Source organism: Mesorhizobium sp. M7A.F.Ca.MR.245.00.0.0, assembly GCF_003997415.1.
Classification (GTDB): Bacteria; Pseudomonadota; Alphaproteobacteria; order Rhizobiales; family Rhizobiaceae; genus Mesorhizobium.
Genome location: NZ_RZTE01000003.1, coordinates 317,473 through 336,521 on the forward strand (window position 1 = coordinate 317,473; position 19,049 = coordinate 336,521).

Sequence of the window (19,049 nt, forward strand, 5' to 3'; positions counted from 1 at the left end):
TCGTCATCCAGCGGGTCACCGGCAACCCGCTGGATGACGACGCCGGCGGCCGCGAGCATGGCGCCGGCGGCGGCCGCCACGCCGATCCGCGGCGCACGCCACGCGGCGAGATCGGTTAACAGGTCTCCCCCAGCAATAGACCAGCCGTCCGGGCCACGCCCGACGACAAGCGCCACGATGGCAGCGACAAGCGCCAGCGCAAACAGAAGCAGGATGATCAGCCAGGGCCGGCTGGCCTTGCGCGGTGCGGTACCATTCGAACCGAGATGCGGCCATTCGAAAAGGCGCAGCCGCGGCAACAGCCACAGCAGCAGCGGACCGCCGAGCAGGGCGGTGCCGGCGCCGGTCGGAATGCGTTCGCCACCGGAACCGGCGGCCAGCTGTACCAGCCCGTCCGTCAGCCACAGCAGCACGGCGCCGATCAGCGGCGCGGCGATCAGTTTTTGGCGCAGTGTGCGGGCGCCCGAAAGCGTGGCCAGCGCCGGCGCTGCAAGACCGATGAACCCGATGACGCCAACCTCTGCCGCGACTGACGTCGCCATCCACACGGCAAGCGCGATGATGAGAAAGCGGCTTGAGTGACGGGCGACGCCCAGGCCGCGTGCCGAGGCATCGTCGAGACCAAGAATGGTCAGCGGCCGCAGCAGCATCAATGCGGCAACCGCGCCGGCCACCAGCCTGACCGTCAGCGCGATGGTCGGCTCCCAGTCCTGCTGGACCAGCGATCCGCCGCCCCAGATGAACAGCGAAAACAGGTAATCGCCATTGGCGAGGATCAGTGCTGCGCTGACGGAACTGGCGGTCAGCGCCACCATCATCCCGGCGAGCATGACCGACACCGGCTCCAGCCCGCGCCGCCAGGTCAATGCCAGCACCAGCAGCACCGCGGCGATGCCACCGGCGAAGGCGACCAGGCCCTGCGACCGCTCCATCAGCAGCGGTGCGTAAAGCGAGGCGATCGTCATCGCCAGTTGCGCGCCGGCCGAGATGCCAAGCGTCGACGGTTCGGCCAGCGGGTTGCGCAGTACATGCTGCAACAGCAGGCCGGACAGGCCGAGCACGGCGCCCGCCAGCACCGCCACCGCGCCGCGCGGCAGCGTGCTGTAGACCAGGATGACGCGGTCGAGACCGATGCCGCCCGGCAGTGGAGCCGGCCATTGCATGCTGACCCGCCATGCGAACAGGAGCGCTGCGACAGCCGCGAGGAGGCCCCACAGGGCGATTGGCAACAGCGCGGCAATCGTCGCGGCGCGATCGCTTTTAGTGCGCTCAGCCATGGGCCTGCCCGGCAACAGCTGCCGTCGCCAGGCGCGCGAAGCGACGCGCCGACGGCAGGCAGCCAAAGTGGTTGACCGGCTCCAGGACGGCAACGCGGTTCTGGCGCACCGCCGGCAGAGCGTTCCACAAGGCATTTGTCGGAAGCGAACGCCCGACATCCGCCGGCAGTGGCGAAACGATCAGGATCGACGCCTCGGGCACGCGCGCCAGCGCCTCCAGTCCGACGGGTGCCGCCGCGCTGTAGCTCGTCTCGTCGGTCCATGCATTGATCAGGCCGAGACGCGTCAGCACATCGCCGAACATGGAATCGCTACCGAAGGCGCGAAAATGCCTGCTATCACCGAGACTGATGACGAAGACCGGATGCCCGGAAGCGCGCGGCAAGGTGGCGCGCAATCGTGCGATTTCATCGGCGGTCTCGTCGGTATAGCGCTTCGCCTCGGCCTGCTGTCCCAGCCTTTCGCCAAGCGCCAGCGTCGCCGCCTCGGCGAGCATATAGGGCGGTACCCCGGCCTCGTACACCGCTTGCGCAAACACCGGTGCGATGCGCTCCAGCATCGGGCGCTGGTATTCATAGAAATTGGAGATCACGATGACATCAGGCGCGACGATGCGCAGCAGTTCGTAGTTGGGTGCGCCGCGCAGGCCGAGGTCGGTCACCGATTGGGGCACTCTCGGCTCGACCGCGATCTTGCGGAACTGGATCAGTTCGGTCGCCGCCACCGGCTCGATGCCGAGCGCCAGCAAGGTCTCCAGCATGCCCCAGTCGATCGCTGCAACGCGTGGTGTAGCAGCCCTGGCGGCGACCGCTGGCAGCAATGCCGCGGCCGCCAGCGCAAGCACCTGCCTTCTGTTGGGCAGATGGATCATCACTGGCTTGTTTGGCAAGCTGTAACCAAGTCGACTACCAAGTCGTATGCGCCTTCAGCTTGAACGAGCGGCCTTCGCCATAGGAACAGGTCAGCGTCGTCTGGCAGCTCGACACATAGGTCTTGTCGAAGAGGTTGGTGATGTTGAGATCGATCCCCCAATTCTCCTTCTCGTAGCCGAGTTTCAGATCGGCCAGCGTGACCGCCGGCACTTTGGCCGTGTTCTCATTGTCGGCCCACGAAGAGCCAACATAACGCAGGCCGCCGCCGATCGAGATGCCGTCATACCAGTCGCCGCGGAACGTATAGTCGACCGAGGCGGAAGCCATGACTTCGGGCGCGATGAAGGGCGTTTTGCCGATCACCGAGATACCGGTATCGTCCTTGAATGCGTCCACGTCCTTGAGGATCTTGATGTCGTAGGCAGTGAATGCGCCCGTCACCCGGAACTCCTCGGTGACATTTACCTTGCCTTCGAGTTCGATGCCCCGCGAGCGTACTTCGCCGGTCTGGATCTGCGCGAATGCGTCAACGTTCGAAGCCACATTTTGACGGGTGAGGTCGAAGAGCGACACGGTGAACAGGCCGTCGATGAAGGTCGGCACATATTTGACCCCAACCTCGTATTGCTGGCCTGTCTCCGGCTTGAACAAGTCGCCGGTCGCAGTCGTGCCGATGATTGGGTTGAAGAAGGCGGCAAAACTGACATAGGGGGTGACGCCGTTGTCGAATTCATAGGCCAGCCCAGCTCGCCCGGAGAAGTCGCCGACGGTCTGGCTCAAATCAATGACCGGGAGATTGAATTTCTCCGTGTAATAGGTCGGGCGATTGTCGGCATCGAGCCAGCCGCGATCATATCGCCCATTCAGCGTCACCAGCCAGCCATCGCCGAAACGCAATTGGTCTTGCGCATAGAAACCGAGCTGCTTCTGCGTCAGGTCCTGGTTAAGATAGCTGACGCGGGGCGTCAGCGGCGAACCGTAGACGGGGTCGAACGCGTCGATTGGCGGAGTAAGCCCAAATTCCGCCGACGACTGCACCTGGTCGATGTTGTAATATTTGTAGTCGATGCCGGCCAGCAGCGTGTGTTCGACTGGCCCGGTCTCCACCTTGCCCTCGATCTGCAGGTCCGACAGGAATGTCATCGCGTCGGTGTCATGGTCGAAATTGATGCGATCCAGCGCAGTGGGGCTCGCTGCAGGATTCGTATCTCGGGACCAGCCGTTGGGATAGACGCTGACTTCGTTGATGGAAGCGGCACTAAATCGAGTGTTGGAGCGCACCGTCCAGTCATTGTCGAATGTGTGTTCGAACTCGTAGCCTATCGAGCCCTGTTCCCGCTTGTAGAGATCGACGCTCGGCTCGGTGAAATTCGCATCCGGGTCGATGCGGCCATAATTCACGCCGTCCACAATGTGGTCCGTCACCGTCCCGCTATAGGGCAGGAAGCTGCCGCCATTGTGGTTTTCGTCGATGTGGCTGTAATTGGCCAGGATGGTCAGCGTGGTTGCTTCGTCCGGCTTCCACGTAATACTTGGCGAGATGAAGCCGCGCCAGCCATTTTGCAGGTCGCTGTAGGTATCGCCGCCGGCGATTTTGCCCGTCATCCGGTAGCTGACCGCGCCGTCCTTGGCCACGTCGCCAATGTCGAAGCCGAGATAGACATTGCCTGCGTCGTTGACGCCGGTCTCGACATAGCGCGTGCGTTCGAAGTCCGGCCGCTTGCTGACATAGTTGACCAGGCCACCGGGATTACTGCCGCCGTAGAGTACGGAGGCCGGTCCCTTCAGCACCTCAATGCGCTCAAGCCCGAAACTGTCTACGTAGAAGCCGCCGAAGCCGTAGCTGAACAGCTGCAGCCCATCCATGTAGGTGCCGGTGGCCGTCGCCTGGAAACCACGGATGTACAGCCAGTTGGTGTCGCTGTCGGGGCCGAAGGGCTGCGCGAAGACGCCGGCCGTATAGCGCAAGGCCTCATCAGCCTTCTGCGCGCCCTGGTCGTCGATTTCTTGACGGCCGACAACCGACACGGATTGCGGGATGTCCTTGATGTCGGTCGCCGTCTTGGAGCCGGTCCTGCTTTTTTTGGCGACGACGCCTTTAACCGGTCCGGTCGCGCCGTCGCCGGCCTCGCCCTCGACCACCACCGGTTCAAGCTGGGTGCTGGTTTGCACCGACTGCGCGAACGCGGCCATTGGCGGGATCATCACGGCTGCGGCGACGCTGGCCGCCAGAAGCGCCTTCATCCGGTAAGTTCTGCTCATCAGGAAAGTCCCCGCCTGTCGACATTGAGATACTTGATCGTTTATCTCAACTTATCTGTGGGTCATTGGACGGAATTGGGCAGTTTGTCCATTCTTGTCCAAACGAGGGACATCACGGTGTGATGTTGCGGAAATGTCACTGGCGACTGGTGCTCCTCATCCAGGCGCCGGGCGTCAATCCGACAATCGACTTGAACACACGCGTCAGATGAGCCTGGTCGAAAAACCCCGTTGCCTCGGCGATGTCGCCAAGTGAAGCGGCGTCGCGCGCCATCATCGCCTTGGCCCTGTCGACCCGCGCCTGCATTTGCCAGCGATGCGGCGGCACGCCCGTCGCCGCCTTGAAGGCATGGCTCATCGCGGTTTCGGACAGGCCGGTCAGCGCGGCGAGATCGGCAAGCCGGATCCTGTCCAGGCAATGCGCGTCGATGTAGTCGGTGACGAGGCGCAGCTTGCGGCGCGAGAGCGGCGACCGTCGCCTGGCGGTATCAGGCTGGTCTATCTGGAACAGGCTTGCGAACAAGGCATTGAGCAAGCCCTCGCCATAGAGATCATGCAGAGGCCGGTCGTTGCCGCATTCGGCGGCAATCATGCCGGCAAGCATGGCGATCCGGTCGTCGCGAAACTGGAAGCGCGACATCCGCAAGGCCTCGTGGTCAAGGCTTCGGCCGAAGCGGCGCGTCAGCGCTGCGGCGTCGAAATGCAGGTCGAGATGCCGGATCCGCCGCAGCCCCTCGACCCGGCCGCGGATCGGCACGCCGGCCGGTATATAGGCCATGGAGAAAGCCTGGTCGTGGCGGCGCAACTCGCCCTTGGCGCTTTCGACGAAGAAGGCGCCATCGCCATCCACATCGAGCGCGACGAACAGCCGGGGGTCGGGAGAGACGTAATAGCCTTCGGCCTTGTCACCGCATGACACATCCCAGAGGTCGGCGACCACGCCGTCCCAGACATGCCATTTCAGGTCGCCAATGACTGAAAAGCCCTCAATCCGGCTTTCCATGCGCGCAACGAAGGTCAAGTCCTGTGATTCCAGCCATAATACATGATAAAAACTATCATGTTTATGCCCGGTTGGCGACCCCACCGCAAGTGCTTTGCGGCTGCTCGAAAATCGGCCGGAACCAATACCGCTGGGGCCGTCAGGCCTCAAACACTTTCGAGGTATGTCTCGATTTCGAAATCGCTGACATTGAGCGCGAACGTGTTCAATTCCTGGCGTTTGCAGGCAACGAAGGAGTCGCGCAGGATGGCTGGAAAAATCTCCGCCACATGCGTCCCGCTCTCGAAGGCGGCGATCGCGGATGCCCAGTCCGGCGGCAGCTTTGCCGGCGGGAGTCCCTGGCCGTCGGTGCCGATCGGATCGCCTGGCGATATTTGTCTTTCAATGCCCGTCAGTGCGGCGCCCAATATGGCCGCTAGCACCAGATAGGGATTGGCGTCGGCTCCCGAAACGCGATGCTCGATGCGGCGCGCACCGGTTGGCCCGCCGGGAATGCGGATCGCCACCATACGGTTCTCATAACCCCAGGCGACTGCGGTCGGCGCATAGGATCTCGGGCGCAGCCTGCGGTAGGAGTTGAAGTGCGGCGCGAACACCAGCGTGCTTTCGGCCATTGCCGCAAGCAGGCCGCCGACCGCATGGCGCATGGTCTCAGAACCCTGGTCGGTGCCGTCATCGAAGACGTTGCGCCCTTCGCCGTCGATCAGGCTGAAATGAACGTGAAAGCCGTTGCCTGCGCGGTCGCCATAGGGCTTGGCCATGAAGCAGGCGGCAAAGCCGTGCTTGCGGGCAATGCCCTTCACCGTGCGCTTGAACAGCACCGCATCGTCGGCAGCCCGCAAGGCGTCCGCGACATGGTTCAGATTGATCTCGAACTGACCGACACCGTTTTCGGCGATGGCCGTGTCGACCGGAATGCCTTGCGTCCGGCAGGCCTCGTAGACGTCATGGATGAAGGATTCGAAATCGTCGATCTCGTCGATCGACAGCGCCGCGTCGGAATCGAGACGGCGTCCGGTCACCGGCGAGACCGGTCCGACCGGCCGTTGCGATTGCGGATCGACGAGGTAGAATTCGAGTTCCGTTGCCGCGACCGGGGTCAGGCCCAAGGCCTTGTAGCGATCGAGGATGCGGGCCAGCGCCCGTCGCGGGTCGCCGAGATAGGGCGCGCCGCTTTCGTCGGCCAGCCAGAGCGGGACAAGCGCCGTCGGATGCGCCGTCCAGGCCACCGGCAGAATGCCGCGCCCCGTCCACTGGCACAGTCCGTCGGCATCGCCGGTCGAGAATACCAGTGTGTTGCCTTCGATGTCCTCGCCCCACACATCGAGCCCGATCAGCGAAAAAGGCATGCGCAGCTTGCCTTCCAGCGCCTTTCTTGCCTGCTCGACGGGAATGCGCTTGCCGCGCATGATGCCGTTGAGGTCGCACACCGCGGCTCTCAGGCTCTGGATGTCGGTCCTGCTATCAAGCCAGTTCAAAACGTCCGCAATTGCATCGCTCAATTTATGACCTCTGGTTTTCGAAGGTGCCGCAACCTGACCGGCTGCACTGTCCCTGATAAAAATAGCTTGTGAGTTTTAGGAAAACCAACTTGGCTGTCGCCAAGCGCTTTTCCTTATTTTTTCAAGTCACTAGCTGGGATGTCGGGAGGCATTTCAAAACCAATTGCGCGATCTGCGATCGCAACATAGAGGCAAGGGGCCGGAAAGCAAAGGGGCGTCGCCCGAATCCGCACAAACGCGACACACATCAGTTTCTCGCCTGCGGAAATCTCGCCTGCTGCAGGATGTGCGAGGCGCCTTCGTCGATGTCGCGCACGATGGCGGCGCGGGCGCGCTCGCCATCCTGAGCCTCGATCGCCGCGACGACTTCCTCGTGAAAGTCAATGTCGAGAATGGAGGCGAGGTCATCCTCGAACCCCGTGGCGAGGTTCCTGAGAAACGGGCCGACCTGCATCCATACGGTCTCGATCAGGAAGATCATCTGCTCGTTGCCGCAATGGCGATAGATCGAGAATTTGAAGTCGTGGTTCTTGCGCAGATAATCGTCGATATCGCCCTTGCGGGCCGCCAATGTCAGTTCGGTGGCGTGGCGTCGGATCGTGCGCAGATTGTTGCCGTTGATGCGTGTTGTCGCCAGCTCCGTCGCCGAACCTTCGAGGATAGTCCGCACCGCGGTCAATTGCGAAAACCGGTCGGCCGATATTGCCGGCACTTCGACGCTGCCGTTCGGCATTGGGCTGAGCGCCCGCAGCGCTTGCAGCCGCATGAAGGCGCTGCGCACCGGCATGTCGCTGGTGCCGAGTTCCCTTGCGAGTTTTCGCGATGTCAGCTTCTGGCCCGGCGTGAACTGGCCGGACATCAGTGCCCGCACAAGCTCGAGATAGACTTTTTCATGCAAGGGAACGGTGTCGACGGCGGTCAACCCGAATTGTGTTTTGTCGGCCATCGGCGGGGCGCTGCTTCATCGGTTCAGAAATCTGTGCGGCCGGCTGGTTTCGCCGCTGGGGATTCTGCGTGGCCGACCCCGGCGAGAACGCCGAAGTCAGCGACTTATCAAGCACATGATAGACGCTTCGATCGTTGCGCGGCAAGCGACGCGTCGCGCCAAGGCTCACGGCTTGATTGTCAGGCACACGGCGTCTCTGCCACGCTGTGCAAAACGGTCATCACAAATCTTGACCTCGCATGCACTTGCACCTCTGGCCGCTGTCTGGCTTTTTGGGCTACCCATCGCAACGGAGTGATTCGCATCATGCCACTCGATTGCAAGGTTTCAAGGCAGTCTGCGGGTGGGTCGTGAAGCGCGCGCAATTGGCGAAGGAGACACAGGCATGGCCGAGTTCAAGAAGCCCGAAATCTCCGAGATGAGACCCAAGATCACCGTGATCGGCGTTGGCGGCGGCGGTGGCAATGCCGTCAACAACATGATCGCCGAGCAGCTTCAGGGCACTGAATTCATCGCCGCCAACACCGACGCCCAGGCGCTGACCATGTCGAAGGCGACGCGGCTGATCCAGCTTGGCGCCCACGTCACCGAAGGATTGGGCGCCGGATCGCTTCCCGAGATCGGCCGAGCCGCGGCCGAGGAATCGCTCGACGAGATCATGGACCATCTGGCCGGCACGCATATGTGTTTCGTCACCGCCGGCATGGGCGGCGGCACGGGAACCGGTGCGGCTCCAATCATCGCCCAGGCGGCGCGCAAGGCCGGCATCCTGACGGTGGGCGTCGTCACCAAGCCTTTCGCCTTCGAGGGCAGGCGCCGAATGCAGATGGCCGAAGAGGGCATCGAGCGGCTGCGCGAGAGCGCCGACACGGTCATCGTCATCCCGAACCAGAACTTGTTTCGGATCGCCGATGCCAAGACCACCTTCGCCGATGCGTTCGTCATTGCCGACCGGGTGCTCTATGCCGGCGTCAGCTGCATCACCGATCTCATCGTCAAGGAAGGCTTGATCAATCTCGACTTCGCCGATGTCAAATCGGTGATGCGCGACATGGGCCGCGCCATGATGGGCACCGGTGAGGCCTCCGGCGAGGGTCGGGCAATGAAGGCGGCCGAAGCCGCGATCGCCAACCCGCTGCTCGACGAAGTGTCGATGAAAGGCGCCAAGGGCGTGCTGGTTTCGATATCGGGCGGCAGGGACATGACCCTGTTCGAGGTCGACGAGGCCGCCACCCGCATCCGCGAAGAAGTCGACGAGGATGCCGACATCATCGTTGGCGCCATCTTCGACAAGGGCATGGAAGGCCGCTTCAGGGTCTCGGTGGTGGCGACGGGTCTCGACCGTGCGTTTGGGGTGGAGGATGCCGAAGCCGGCATCGTCCGCGACCACGCCGGTCAGCCGGCACGCACGCTTCAATAGGTCGTATCGCGCGTTTGTTCTCGCCAGGAGATAATTTCTCGAGGGAGACATCGCTGAATAGCAATTGCATTGCCGACGGATCAGATTGACTGGCGCAACTATTGTGTTCAGCTGTATCGATCTCGGTGCCGCTGCTGCTACAAAAATCCGTCATAGACGGCCATCTATACTGGCTACCCGTATCGTTCGAGCGACGAGAGGCGCGGCGTGGAATTCGACTTGAAAACCATCGAAGCGCTTGCGCCCGATCAGGCGTCGTTGAGCGCCGCGTCCAGGTTGACCAGGCAATCGAACTGGCCACGGCTCGAAAAGAGCGATCAACTGGGGCTCCTCTGGGGGGAATGCCAGGGTTCCGGCTCCAATCCCTACCGTGTGGTCGTCGACACCGGCGACCATGGCTACAAATGCACCTGTCCGTCGCGGAAATTTCCCTGCAAGCACACTTTGGCGCTGATGTGGATTGCAGCCACCACGCCGGCCAGTTTTACCGCCGCAGGCTCGACCCCGGAATGGGTGAATGATTGGCTCGGTCGCCGAAGGAAGGCCTCGCCGCAGCCGGCGGCGCCAGCGCCCGGTGCGGGAGGCAAGAGCATTGGCGAGGCCTCGCGCGACGACGAAAGCGCTGATGTCGAGGACGCCGCTGCGGTCGAGCGCCGCGAGGCAGCGCAGCGCAAGCGGACGCTGGATACGCAATCCGCGGTGTCGGCGGCGTTGGATGAGCTGGATCAATGGATCGCTGACCAGTTGCGGCTTGGCCTGGCCGGTTTTGTCGACAACAGCAGTGACCGTTGCCGCCGGATTGCGGCACGGCTGGTCGACATGAAGGCGACAGCGCTTGCCGGCCGCATCGACGAGATTCCGTCACGGCTGATGGGTCTGCGCAGCGAGGAGCGCCCGGACGCGGCGATCCGCGAACTCGGCAAGCTCGTGCTGGTGGCCAAGGCCTGGCGATCGACACCAGGCGACGCCGAACTGAGGCGGCTCGTATCGACGTCCGAAAGCCGTGAGCAGGTTCTGGCCAATCCCGATGCCAAACCGGTCGAAAGCGTTTGGGAGGTGCTTGGCGAGAAGATCGAGTCGCGCCGTGACGGTCTCGTCAGCCATTCGACCTGGCTGCTCAACCTGAAGAGCGCGAGCCCGCAATTTGCTCTCTTGCTCGACTATTTTCCGGCCTCGGCCGGTCGCCGGTCGAACGCCTTCACACCGGGCGACCGGTTCGATGCCAGGCTGGTCTTTTACCCGGCACGCCAGCCGCTGCGGGCCTTGGTGGCGGACCGCAAGGGCGACGTCCCGACAGGTGAGTGGCCCGATTTCGGCTTTCACACAGCCGATCCGCTCGCGGCGCATGCTGCTCACCAGAACACAGCCCCTTGGCTCACCGATTGTCCTGTCATGCTGCCGCCCGGCGCGATCCTGCTGGACGATCGGGGCGCTGCCTGGTGGCAAGCCGCCGGCGATCCGCATGGTATCGCCTTGCCGATTGCCGACACCGTCAATCCAACGCTGCTTGGGCTGGACCTTATGGCAACGGCAGCACTTTGGAATGGCAGCCGGCTTGACCTGCTGGCGGCGCAAAGCGGTTTCGGGAGGCTTGACCTGTCGTGAACGAGATCGAGCAGACCGGCCTGGCGGCCATGCGCGACTGCTGGATCACCGGCGGGACCACCTTCGACCTGGCTCCGGGCGCGTGGAAGGAGATCGCCGGCGGTGCCAGCCCCGACGAGCGCGAACGCCGGCTGCTGGCGATCGCCGCACAAGCTCTCGACACCGCCTTGCGGCCAGCCGCGCCAAAGATGCTGAAACGCCGCCCGCAATTGCCCGAACTCGCCTTGCCGATGCTGCCGGAACGGCTGCGGCCGCTATTGCGAGCCGCGCTCAAGCATGCCGCCGACACAAGAAGCAAGTCGCGTGTGGTCACGCTCGTCGCCAGCCGCGGCTTCGTGCTGCATCCGATGGACTGGATGCCAGCCGCGTCGGATCAGAGCAGTCCGGACGTTTATGCACCCTGGATCGACTGGCAGGCAGGCGCGGACGGCGAAAAACCTGCAAGCCAGGAGCATCTGACGGTGGAAAACTGGGATGACTTCTATCCCGCCGCACGCCGCACCGCGCTCGCCGATATGCGCCGCACCGCACCGGCTTCGGCTCGGCAACTGATCGAAACCAAGGCCTCCGGAGAGCCGGCGGAGATCAGGATTGCACTCGTCGACCTGTTGCGCTTCGGCCTGGGCGCCGATGACGTGCCATTCCTGAAGAGCCTCTCCGCCGATCGTTCCGGGAAGCTGCGCGAACTCGCTGGCCGGTTGCTGGCAAGATTGGGAGAGCACGGCTCGCCAGGCGGTGGCGGGCCGGAAGATCCGACGGCCGAACTCGCTGCCTTCATCGCTGAAGGCAAATCCGGCTTCATCCGCCGCCGCACCACCTACACGCCGGCAAAACTCAAATCGCCGGCGCAGGAAAGACGTCGCGCCGAACTGTTCGAGACCTGTAACCTGGTCGACCTCGCCACGCGCTTCGGCACCACCGAATCCGAGTTTATCGGGGCGTGGCAATTCGGCGCCGAGAGCAATGCCGATATCCTTGTTGCCCGAATGGTCGCCGCGTCGGGCAGCGACGCCGCGGTGACGCACATGGCGGATATGCTTGTCGCCGAACGTGACAAGCCCGCACTCTTCGTCCTCCACCTCATGGCGCGTCTGGACAGCCGCAGGAAGCGTGTCCTGGTCAGGTCGATCCTGAAGGACACGCAACATCTTGGCGCGCTCAATCTGGCCGAGGGCCTCGAAGCAAGCTGGCTGGAATGGGCCGACCTGACAAACGGCCAGACGCTCGCGGCGCTTCGCTCCGCTGTTGCAGGAAACGATGACGCTGTGAAGCGAGGCGTCGACCAGATCCTGGAAACTATGGGCTTTCTCGCCACGGCGGCGACGGCGGAGAAATTGATCGGAGACGTGGTTGCGGCCGGTATGGCGCCGGCGGGGCCGTCTCTGGGTCTTCTGCGGCTCAACGCGTCACTGGCCGAGCATCGAACCAACATATGATCAATCCGGAGAACAGCAAATGAACGCAGCCATCCGTCTTCCGGTCGAGCAGGCCTATGCCGGCGAATTGCAGGCGCTCTCGCGCAATGACGACCGGCAAAGGCCTGCCGGATGGAGCCTTTCGCCAAAGGCGGTCCTTACCTACCTGCTCGGCGGAAAGGCTGACGACGGGACAGTGATAACGCCCAAATATGTCGGCCGGCGCCGGCTGATGGAAACCGCGGTGGCGACGCTCGCCACCGATCGCGCGCTGTTGCTGCTGGGTGTTCCCGGCACGGCCAAATCCTGGGTGTCGGAACATCTTGCCGCTGCCATCATGGGTGACTCGACATTGATCGTGCAATGCACGGCCGGCACCGACGAGAACCAGATCCGCTATGGCTGGAACTATGCGCAGCTTCTGGCCAAAGGCCCTAGTCAGGACGCTTTGGTACCGACGCCGCTCTACCGCGCCATGCAGGACGGCAAGCTTTGCCGCCTCGAGGAGCTGACGCGCATGGGCTCCGATGTGCAGGACACGCTGATCACCGTGCTGTCCGAAAAGATGATGCCGATCCCCGAACTCAACACATCGATCTACGCGCAGCGCGGCTTCAACATCATCGCCACCGCCAACAACCGCGACAAGGGCGTCAACGAATTGTCGTCGGCGTTGAAGCGTCGCTTCAATGTCGTTGTGCTGCCTTTGCCCGAAGACATGGCGGAGGAAGTGGCGATCGTCTCCAAGCGGGTCGGCGAGATGGCCGGCGGTCTTGACCTTCCGGTGCCGAAGAATGTCGGTGAGGAGATCGCGCGAGTGCTGACCATTTTTCGCGAGTTGCGCTCCGGTGCTACAGCCGACGGCAAGGTGACGTTGAAGACGCCGTCCGGTTCGCTGTCCACGGCCGAAGCCATTGCCACCATGGTCGGCGGCCTCAGCCAGGCGGCCTGGTTCGACTGCGGCAAGCTCGGCGCCGAAGGCCTTGCCGCCAGCCTCGTCGGCGCGATCGTCAAGGATCCCGTGCAGGACAAATTGGTGCTGGAAGAATATCTGGAAACCGTGCTCAAGAAGCGGCCAGACTATGCCGGCTACTACGCGGCCTTGAACGCGGCAATCTGACGCCATGGCGCTCAGCGACGTTTCCTATTTCGGCATACGCCATCACGGGCCCGGCTCCGCCGACAGCCTGGTGCAGGCGTTGCAGGAGTTGAAACCGGTCGCCGTGCTGATCGAAGGACCGGCCGACGCCAGCCCGCTGTTGCCGTTGCTCGCCCGCCCCGAAATGCAGCCGCCGGTGGCGCTGCTCTGCTATCCCGAAGACGATCCGGCCTCGACAAGCTTCTGGCCCTTCGCCGAATTCTCGCCGGAGTATCAGGCGACGCTCTGGGCCGTCACCAACAATGCGGCAGTGCGCTTCATCGATTTGCCGTCGTCAGCCCGCACTGCGCCGATTGAGGCCGTGGGGGAAACCGAGAGCGATGGAACGGAAGCCAACGTCGAGGCTGACTTGGCGCCGCATCTGCGGGACCCGATCGGAACGCTGGCACAAGCTGCCGGCTATGAGGATGGCGAAAGCTGGTGGTCTGATATCATCGAGCAGAACCCGCAGCCGGGTCCCATCTTCGCGGCAATAGCCGACGCGATGACGACGCTGCGGGACGGCGAAGGTCCGCTTGCGGCGTTTGAGGCGAAACGCGAAGCGCATATGCGGCTTGAGATCGCCGCCGCGCGAAAGGAATTCGATGGGCCGATCGCCATCGTTTGCGGTGCTTTCCATGTGCCGGCACTGCAGGCGACGCGACCGCTGAAGGAAGACCAGGCGCTACTCAAAGGGCTCGCCCGCCGCAAGAGCATGATGACCTGGGCGCCGTGGACGGGGCCGCGTCTGGCGCTGGGCTTCGGTTATGGCGCCGGCGTTGTCGCGCCCGGCTGGTGCAAGCATCTGTGGCAGACGCGCGGGCAAGGCGACGCCTCGGTCCTGTGGCTGGCGAAGATCGCGGCGGTTCTGAGGGCGAAGGGGCACATGGTCTCGACCGCCTCGCTGATCGAAGCCGAACGGCTGGCCCGCACGCTGGCTGTGATCCGTGAGCGGCCAAAGCCCGGTTTCGAGGAATTGCGTGACGCCGCGATCGCCGCCCTGTTCAACGGGGAAGCGCTGCTGTGGGCGCTGGTCGAAGCCGAATTGCTGCTGGGCGCCGATGTCGGTGAAATTCCGCCAGACACGCCGCTGGCCCCGCTAATCGAGGACCTGCAACGCAACCAGAAAGCAGCGCGGCTGAAGCCCGAGGCGCTGGAGCGCGAATTATCGGTCGATCTGCGCAGCGAGAGCGGGCTGTTTCGGTCGACCTTGCTGCACCGGCTGTCCGTGCTTGGCGTGCATTGGGGCAAACTCACCGACAGCGGCCGCAGCCGCGGCACCTTTCGCGAGCGTTGGACGCTGTCGTGGGAACCTGAATATGCCGTTCGACTGGTGGAGAACCTGGTCTACGGACCAACCATCGAAAAGGCGGCCAATGGCCGGCTGATCCAGATGATCGGCGCGGCAACGTCTCTTGATGCGATGGCCGCACTGGTCCAGGGCGCCATCACGGCAAACCTGTCGGAAGCGTCGATCGCCGGTCTCGCGGCCTTGGAGGACCGGGCAGCCCGCAGCAGCGAATGCCTGGAAATCCTGACATCGGTGCCGCCGCTCGCCGACATCATCCGCTATGGCGAGGCTCGCAAGACGGAAACCGCCCGTCTGTCCGGTCTGCTGGAGCGGCTGATCGTCGAAGGCGGGATCGCGCTCGCCTATGCCGCCCGCGACCTCGATGCCCAGGCATCCACGACGCTGGTCGGCGCCATGCGCAAGGCCGACGAAGCGATCAGTCTGGTCGAGCCTGAACAGGACGTGCTGGACGCCTGGCGCAATGGGCTGGCTGCGGTGCTCGATGGATCGCGCTCGACGGCGCTGGTGGCAGGCTGTGCCGCGCATCTGCTCTACGAAGCCGGCCATTTGTCAGCCGACGCGGCAACCGGTCTGATCGCACGACGTCTGTCTCCAGGAACGCCGGTCACCGAGGCTGCAGGGTTCTTCGAGGGTTTCTTCAGCACTGCCGGCCAACGGCTGATCTACGACGAGGGCCTGCGCGGTGCGGTGGATGCCTGGCTCGCATCCCTCGACGAAGACGCCTTCATTGCCCATCTGCCGTTGCTGCGCCGGGTCTTTTCGCATCTGGACTCGATGGAGCGGCGGCGGTTGATCGAAGCGGTGCTCGGTCGCGCCGCACGCCTGCCGGCCGGACTGACGCCGACTCCGGATGGCGGCGAAGCGTGGCGCCGCCATCTTGAACGGCTCGGACCCTTGCTGACGGGCGGGAGCGGCAATGGATGACGAGGCCGAAATGAGCGAACCAATCCAGGCCGGCAACGGACGGGAGCGCCGCTGGCGCCTGGCGATCGGTGCCGATGATGAAACCTCGTCATCGCTGTCCGACACCGACAAGCGGCTTTCCGCGGCGCTCGATGCGCTTTACGGCGATGGTGCCGGCGATGCGGCTGCCGATCCGCGCAAGCGGCGCGGCGGCCTCGGCCGCTCGGCGCCAAGGGTGGCACAGTGGATGGGCGATATCAGATCGTTCTTTCCCGCACAGGTCGTCCAGATCGTCCAGAAGGATGCCTTCGAACGGCTCAACCTGAAGCAGATGCTGATGGAGCCGGAATTCCTCAAGGCGATCGAGGCCGACGTCAATCTCGTCGCCGACCTGATTTCGCTCCGCTCGGTCATGCCGGCCAAGACCAAGGACATTGCGCGCACGATCATCGCCGATATCGTCGCCAAGCTGATGCAGCGGCTGGAGCAGAAGACAGCCGAGGCGATCCGCGGCGCGGTCGACCGGTCGCAGCGCACCAACCGCCCACGTCAGCGCGACATCGACTGGCCGCGTACGATCTCAGCCAACCTTCGCCATTATCAGCCCGAGCACAAAACCATCGTGCCGGAGAAGCTGGTCGGCTTCATGCGCAAACAGCGAAGGCTGGTCGACCTGGATGAGGTGGTGCTGTGCGTCGACCAGTCGGGCTCGATGGCAAGCTCGGTGATCTACGCCTCCATCTTCGCCGCGGTGATGGCTTCCCTGCCGGTCGTGCGGACCAAGCTTGTCTGCTTCGACACGGCGATCGTCGATCTGACCGAGGAGCTCAGCGATCCGGTTGAAGTCCTGTTCGGCGTGCAACTGGGCGGCGGCACCGACATCAACCAGGCCGTGGCCTATTGCGCGGACCGCATCGAACGGCCGACCAAGTCGCATATGGTGCTGATCACCGACCTTTATGAGGGCGGCAACGGGCAGGAATTGCTGCAGCGGCTTGCTGCACTCGTTCGCTCCGGCGTCAACGTCGTGGTGCTCCTGGCGCTGACCGACCAGGGCAGGCCGGGTTATGACCCGAAGATGGCAGGCTCGGTGGCCGCCCTCGGCATTCCGGTCTTTGCCTGCACGCCGGATCTGTTTCCAGACATGATGGCGGCGGCATTGCGTCGGGAAGATATCGGCGCATGGGCGGCTGGCGCCGATATCAAGCTGGTTCGTGCCGAGGCCGAGACTCCGGAGTAAAACAGCCGTGGCCAGAGCTGCCAGGATGCTTCTGGCAGCTCTGGGATAAATGGCTGGAGCTCAGCCGAACTTCGGGTCGAGGCTGCCCGACTTATAGCGCTTGGCCATTTCGGCGACCGGCAGCGGCTTGATCTTCTGCGCGTTGCCGGCGGTGCCGAACTGTTCGAAGCGCTCCTTGCAGAGCTTGCGCATGGCGGCCATGGCCGGTGTCAAATATTTGCGCGGATCGAACTCGCTCGGGTTCTCGGTCAGCACCTTGCGGATCGCGCCGGTCAGCGCCATGCGGTTGTCGGTGTCGATGTTGATCTTGCGCACGCCGTGCTTGATGCCGCGCTGGATTTCCTCGACCGGCACGCCCCAGGTCGGCTTCATCTGGCCGCCATATTTGTTGATGATCTCCTGCAGGTCCTCGGGCACCGAGGACGAGCCGTGCATGACCAGATGCATGTTCGGCAGGCGGCGGTGGATCTCCTCGATGACGTTCATGGCCAGCACCGCGCCGTCGGGCTTGCGCGAGAATTTGTAGGCGCCATGGCTGGTGCCCATGGCAACCGCCAGCGCATCGACATGGGTGTCCTTGACGAATTCCACCGCCTGTTCCGGATCGGTCAAAAGCTGGTCGTGGCTGATGGCGCCTTCGACGCCGTGGCCGTCTTCCTGCTCGCCGCCGCCGCTCTCCAGCGAGCCGAGCACGCCGATCTCGCCTTCGACGGACACGCCGCCCCAATGCGCCATGTCGACGACGCGCTTGGTGATGCCGGAATTGTAGCCGTAGTCGGCCGGCGTCTTGCCGTCTTCCTTCAGCGACCCGTCCATCATGACCGAGGTGAAGCCGTACTGGATCGCGGTGACGCAGGTGGCTTCGTTGTTGCCATGGTCGAGATGCATGCAGACCGGAATGTCGGGATGGATTTCGACCAGCGCGTCGATCAGCTTGGCCAGCACCACGTCATTGGCATAGGCGCGCGCGCCGCGGCTGGCCTGCAGGATGACCGGCGACTTGGTCTCCTCGGCGGCCTCCATGATGGCGAGGCCCTGTTCCATATTGTTCATGTTGAAAGCGGGCACGCCGTAGCCGTATTCGGCGGCGTGGTCGAGCAATTGTCTCAGTGTTATGCGAGCCACCCAATAGTCTCCCGTATCTGGTTTCAAGCGCAACGTCGCGGGCCGGCCGGTTGCCGGTCGGCCCTTGATGCTTCTGGCGGGATTTCAACGGAACCGCAACCTTCAGAGCTCTTCTCGATCGCAATTCTTGTTGCAGGGCTGAAATCCGGCCGTTTTGGTGACTTAAGCCGCGATCAATTCCCGCGCCGCCAGGATCTGCACGCAGGCATTGGCCGCCTCCTTGCCCTTGATGGTGAAGTGCTCAAAGAAGAAGCGGTGGTGCTCGGCGCTGTCGTGGTAGTTGTGCGGGGTGAGAACCGCCGAAAGCACCGGCACGCCAGTCGACAGCTGCACGTTCATCATGCCGTCGATGACAGCACTTGCGACGAACTCATGCCGGTAGATGCCGCCATTGACGACAAAGGCGGTGCCGAGGATCGCGGCATAGCGGCCGGTCCCGGCCAGGGTCTTGGCATGCAGGGGGATCTCATAGGCTCCCGGCACGTCGAAGACATCGACGGTGAAGCGCTCGCCTCCGATGTCAGCCAGTGCCGCTTCGAAGGCCTGCACGCACTGGTCGACGATGTCGGCATGCCAGCGCGCGCGGATAACGGCGATGCGAGTCTTTTCGTAGTCTTTATGGGAATGCTGATTCATGGGTCCATCCTTCCGTTTCGAACCAGAATCAGGACGCACGATACGGATTAAGCCCGCGAAGAGCGGGCCGGCTTCCGTTTCGTTCTCTTCCATCCGGACTCTAACCGTCGGCTCCGGAATCACACCGGATCTGCTGACCTTTCCGAAACCGGAAAGCGCTCGCGGGCTTGGGTCGAAACCTTTACCGCCGGTGGGGACTTTCACCCCGCCCTGAGAACATTAACGGCTTTGTATGAAAGGGCAGGGCGCTGCTGTCAACCGGGGAGACCTATCAGGGCAATCGCTCCAGAACCAATGAGAGGTTCCGACTTGTGGCGGAGACCACCAATTGCCGAGTCGGCGCCGCCCCTCATTGCCCTGCCGGGCATTTCTCCCCGTATAGTGACGGGGAGA

At 63.4% G+C, this 19,049-nt stretch carries 13 protein-coding genes, 1 pseudogene and 1 riboswitch; of the genes and pseudogenes, 6 read left to right on the forward strand and 8 right to left on the reverse strand.

Going from position 1 to position 19,049, the window contains the following annotated elements; translation table 11 throughout:
- The 6 genes and pseudogenes from EOB80_RS35970 to EOB80_RS06480 all read right to left on the reverse strand — a co-directional run.
- Positions 1-1,277, reverse strand: a pseudogene (locus EOB80_RS35970) (iron chelate uptake ABC transporter family permease subunit); the annotation flags it as partial.
- Positions 1,270-2,148 (reverse strand): iron-siderophore ABC transporter substrate-binding protein, encoded by an 879-nt coding sequence (locus EOB80_RS06460; RefSeq protein WP_127327083.1) that lies wholly within the window; start codon positions 2,146-2,148, stop codon positions 1,270-1,272. The gene EOB80_RS06460 and the pseudogene EOB80_RS35970, both read right to left, overlap by 8 nt.
- Positions 2,149-2,182: 34 nt before the next feature.
- Positions 2,183-4,411, reverse strand: coding sequence for a TonB-dependent siderophore receptor (locus tag EOB80_RS06465; RefSeq protein WP_245466263.1), 2,229 nt, complete (start codon positions 4,409-4,411; stop codon positions 2,183-2,185).
- Between the two features lie 136 nt (positions 4,412-4,547).
- Positions 4,548-5,432, reverse strand: a complete 885-nt coding sequence (locus EOB80_RS06470) for an AraC family transcriptional regulator (protein WP_164762533.1) — start codon at positions 5,430-5,432, stop codon at positions 4,548-4,550.
- Between the two features lie 128 nt (positions 5,433-5,560).
- Positions 5,561-6,916 (reverse strand): glutamine synthetase family protein, encoded by a 1,356-nt coding sequence (locus EOB80_RS06475; protein WP_127268594.1) that lies wholly within the window; start codon positions 6,914-6,916, stop codon positions 5,561-5,563.
- 247 nt (positions 6,917-7,163) lie between these two features.
- The gene (locus EOB80_RS06480; RefSeq protein WP_127327063.1) at positions 7,164-7,862 is read right to left on the reverse strand and encodes a GntR family transcriptional regulator; all 699 of its coding nucleotides are present in this window, start codon (positions 7,860-7,862) and stop codon (positions 7,164-7,166) included.
- 385 nt (positions 7,863-8,247) lie between these two features.
- Between EOB80_RS06480 and ftsZ the strand changes: the two genes are divergently transcribed.
- The 6 genes from ftsZ (at position 8,248) to EOB80_RS06510 (ending at position 16,895) form a co-directional block, all read left to right on the forward strand.
- Positions 8,248-9,282 carry a cell division protein FtsZ gene (ftsZ, locus tag EOB80_RS06485; RefSeq protein ID WP_127327064.1) on the forward strand — a complete coding sequence of 345 codons (1,035 nt, stop codon included), beginning with the start codon at positions 8,248-8,250 and terminating at the stop codon, positions 9,280-9,282.
- Between the two features lie 219 nt (positions 9,283-9,501).
- Complete coding sequence (locus EOB80_RS06490; protein ID WP_245466264.1) at positions 9,502-10,887, forward strand: SWIM zinc finger family protein; 1,386 nt, start codon at positions 9,502-9,504, stop codon at positions 10,885-10,887.
- Complete coding sequence (locus tag EOB80_RS06495; protein WP_127327066.1) at positions 10,884-12,323, forward strand: DUF5691 domain-containing protein; 1,440 nt, start codon at positions 10,884-10,886, stop codon at positions 12,321-12,323. The genes EOB80_RS06490 and EOB80_RS06495 overlap by 4 nt, the downstream gene beginning before the upstream one ends.
- A 19-nt stretch (positions 12,324-12,342) precedes the next feature.
- Complete coding sequence (locus EOB80_RS06500; protein WP_127327067.1) at positions 12,343-13,422, forward strand: AAA family ATPase; 1,080 nt, start codon at positions 12,343-12,345, stop codon at positions 13,420-13,422.
- 4 nt (positions 13,423-13,426) lie between these two features.
- Complete coding sequence (locus EOB80_RS06505) at positions 13,427-15,676, forward strand: DUF5682 family protein (protein WP_127327068.1); 2,250 nt, start codon at positions 13,427-13,429, stop codon at positions 15,674-15,676.
- A complete protein-coding gene (locus EOB80_RS06510) occupies positions 15,669-16,895 on the forward strand; it encodes a VWA domain-containing protein (protein ID WP_127327069.1) in 1,227 nt (408 codons plus the stop codon). Before EOB80_RS06505 ends, EOB80_RS06510 begins: the two co-directional genes overlap by 8 nt.
- Before the next feature lie 60 nt (positions 16,896-16,955).
- Here the strand turns inward: EOB80_RS06510 and fba are convergent, their stop codons facing one another.
- Positions 16,956-18,020 (reverse strand): class II fructose-bisphosphate aldolase, encoded by a 1,065-nt coding sequence (gene fba / locus EOB80_RS06515; protein WP_127327070.1) that lies wholly within the window; start codon positions 18,018-18,020, stop codon positions 16,956-16,958.
- Positions 18,021-18,182: 162 nt separating this feature from the next.
- Positions 18,183-18,656 (reverse strand): 6,7-dimethyl-8-ribityllumazine synthase, encoded by a 474-nt coding sequence (locus EOB80_RS06520; protein WP_127327071.1) that lies wholly within the window; start codon positions 18,654-18,656, stop codon positions 18,183-18,185.
- Positions 18,657-18,733: 77 nt separating this feature from the next.
- Positions 18,734-18,878: riboswitch (FMN riboswitch) on the reverse strand.
- Between the last annotated feature and the right edge of the window lie 171 nt (positions 18,879-19,049).

What these genes read in the sequence shown, in the direction of transcription:
- EOB80_RS06465 (WP_245466263.1), bottom strand. Translation starts at nt 4,411, where the DNA reads ATGAGCAGAACTTACCGGATGAAGGCGCTTCTGGCGGCCAGCGTCGCC.
- EOB80_RS06505 (WP_127327068.1), top strand. Translation starts at nt 13,427, where the DNA reads ATGGCGCTCAGCGACGTTTCCTATTTCGGCATACGCCATCACGGGCCC.
- EOB80_RS06520 (WP_127327071.1), bottom strand. Translation starts at nt 18,656, where the DNA reads ATGAATCAGCATTCCCATAAAGACTACGAAAAGACTCGCATCGCCGTT.
- ftsZ (WP_127327064.1), top strand. Translation starts at nt 8,248, where the DNA reads ATGGCCGAGTTCAAGAAGCCCGAAATCTCCGAGATGAGACCCAAGATC.
- EOB80_RS06500 (WP_127327067.1), top strand. Translation starts at nt 12,343, where the DNA reads ATGAACGCAGCCATCCGTCTTCCGGTCGAGCAGGCCTATGCCGGCGAA.
- EOB80_RS06460 (WP_127327083.1), bottom strand. Translation starts at nt 2,148, where the DNA reads ATGATCCATCTGCCCAACAGAAGGCAGGTGCTTGCGCTGGCGGCCGCG.
- EOB80_RS06480 (WP_127327063.1), bottom strand. Translation starts at nt 7,862, where the DNA reads ATGGCCGACAAAACACAATTCGGGTTGACCGCCGTCGACACCGTTCCC.
- EOB80_RS06510 (WP_127327069.1), top strand. Translation starts at nt 15,669, where the DNA reads ATGGATGACGAGGCCGAAATGAGCGAACCAATCCAGGCCGGCAACGGA.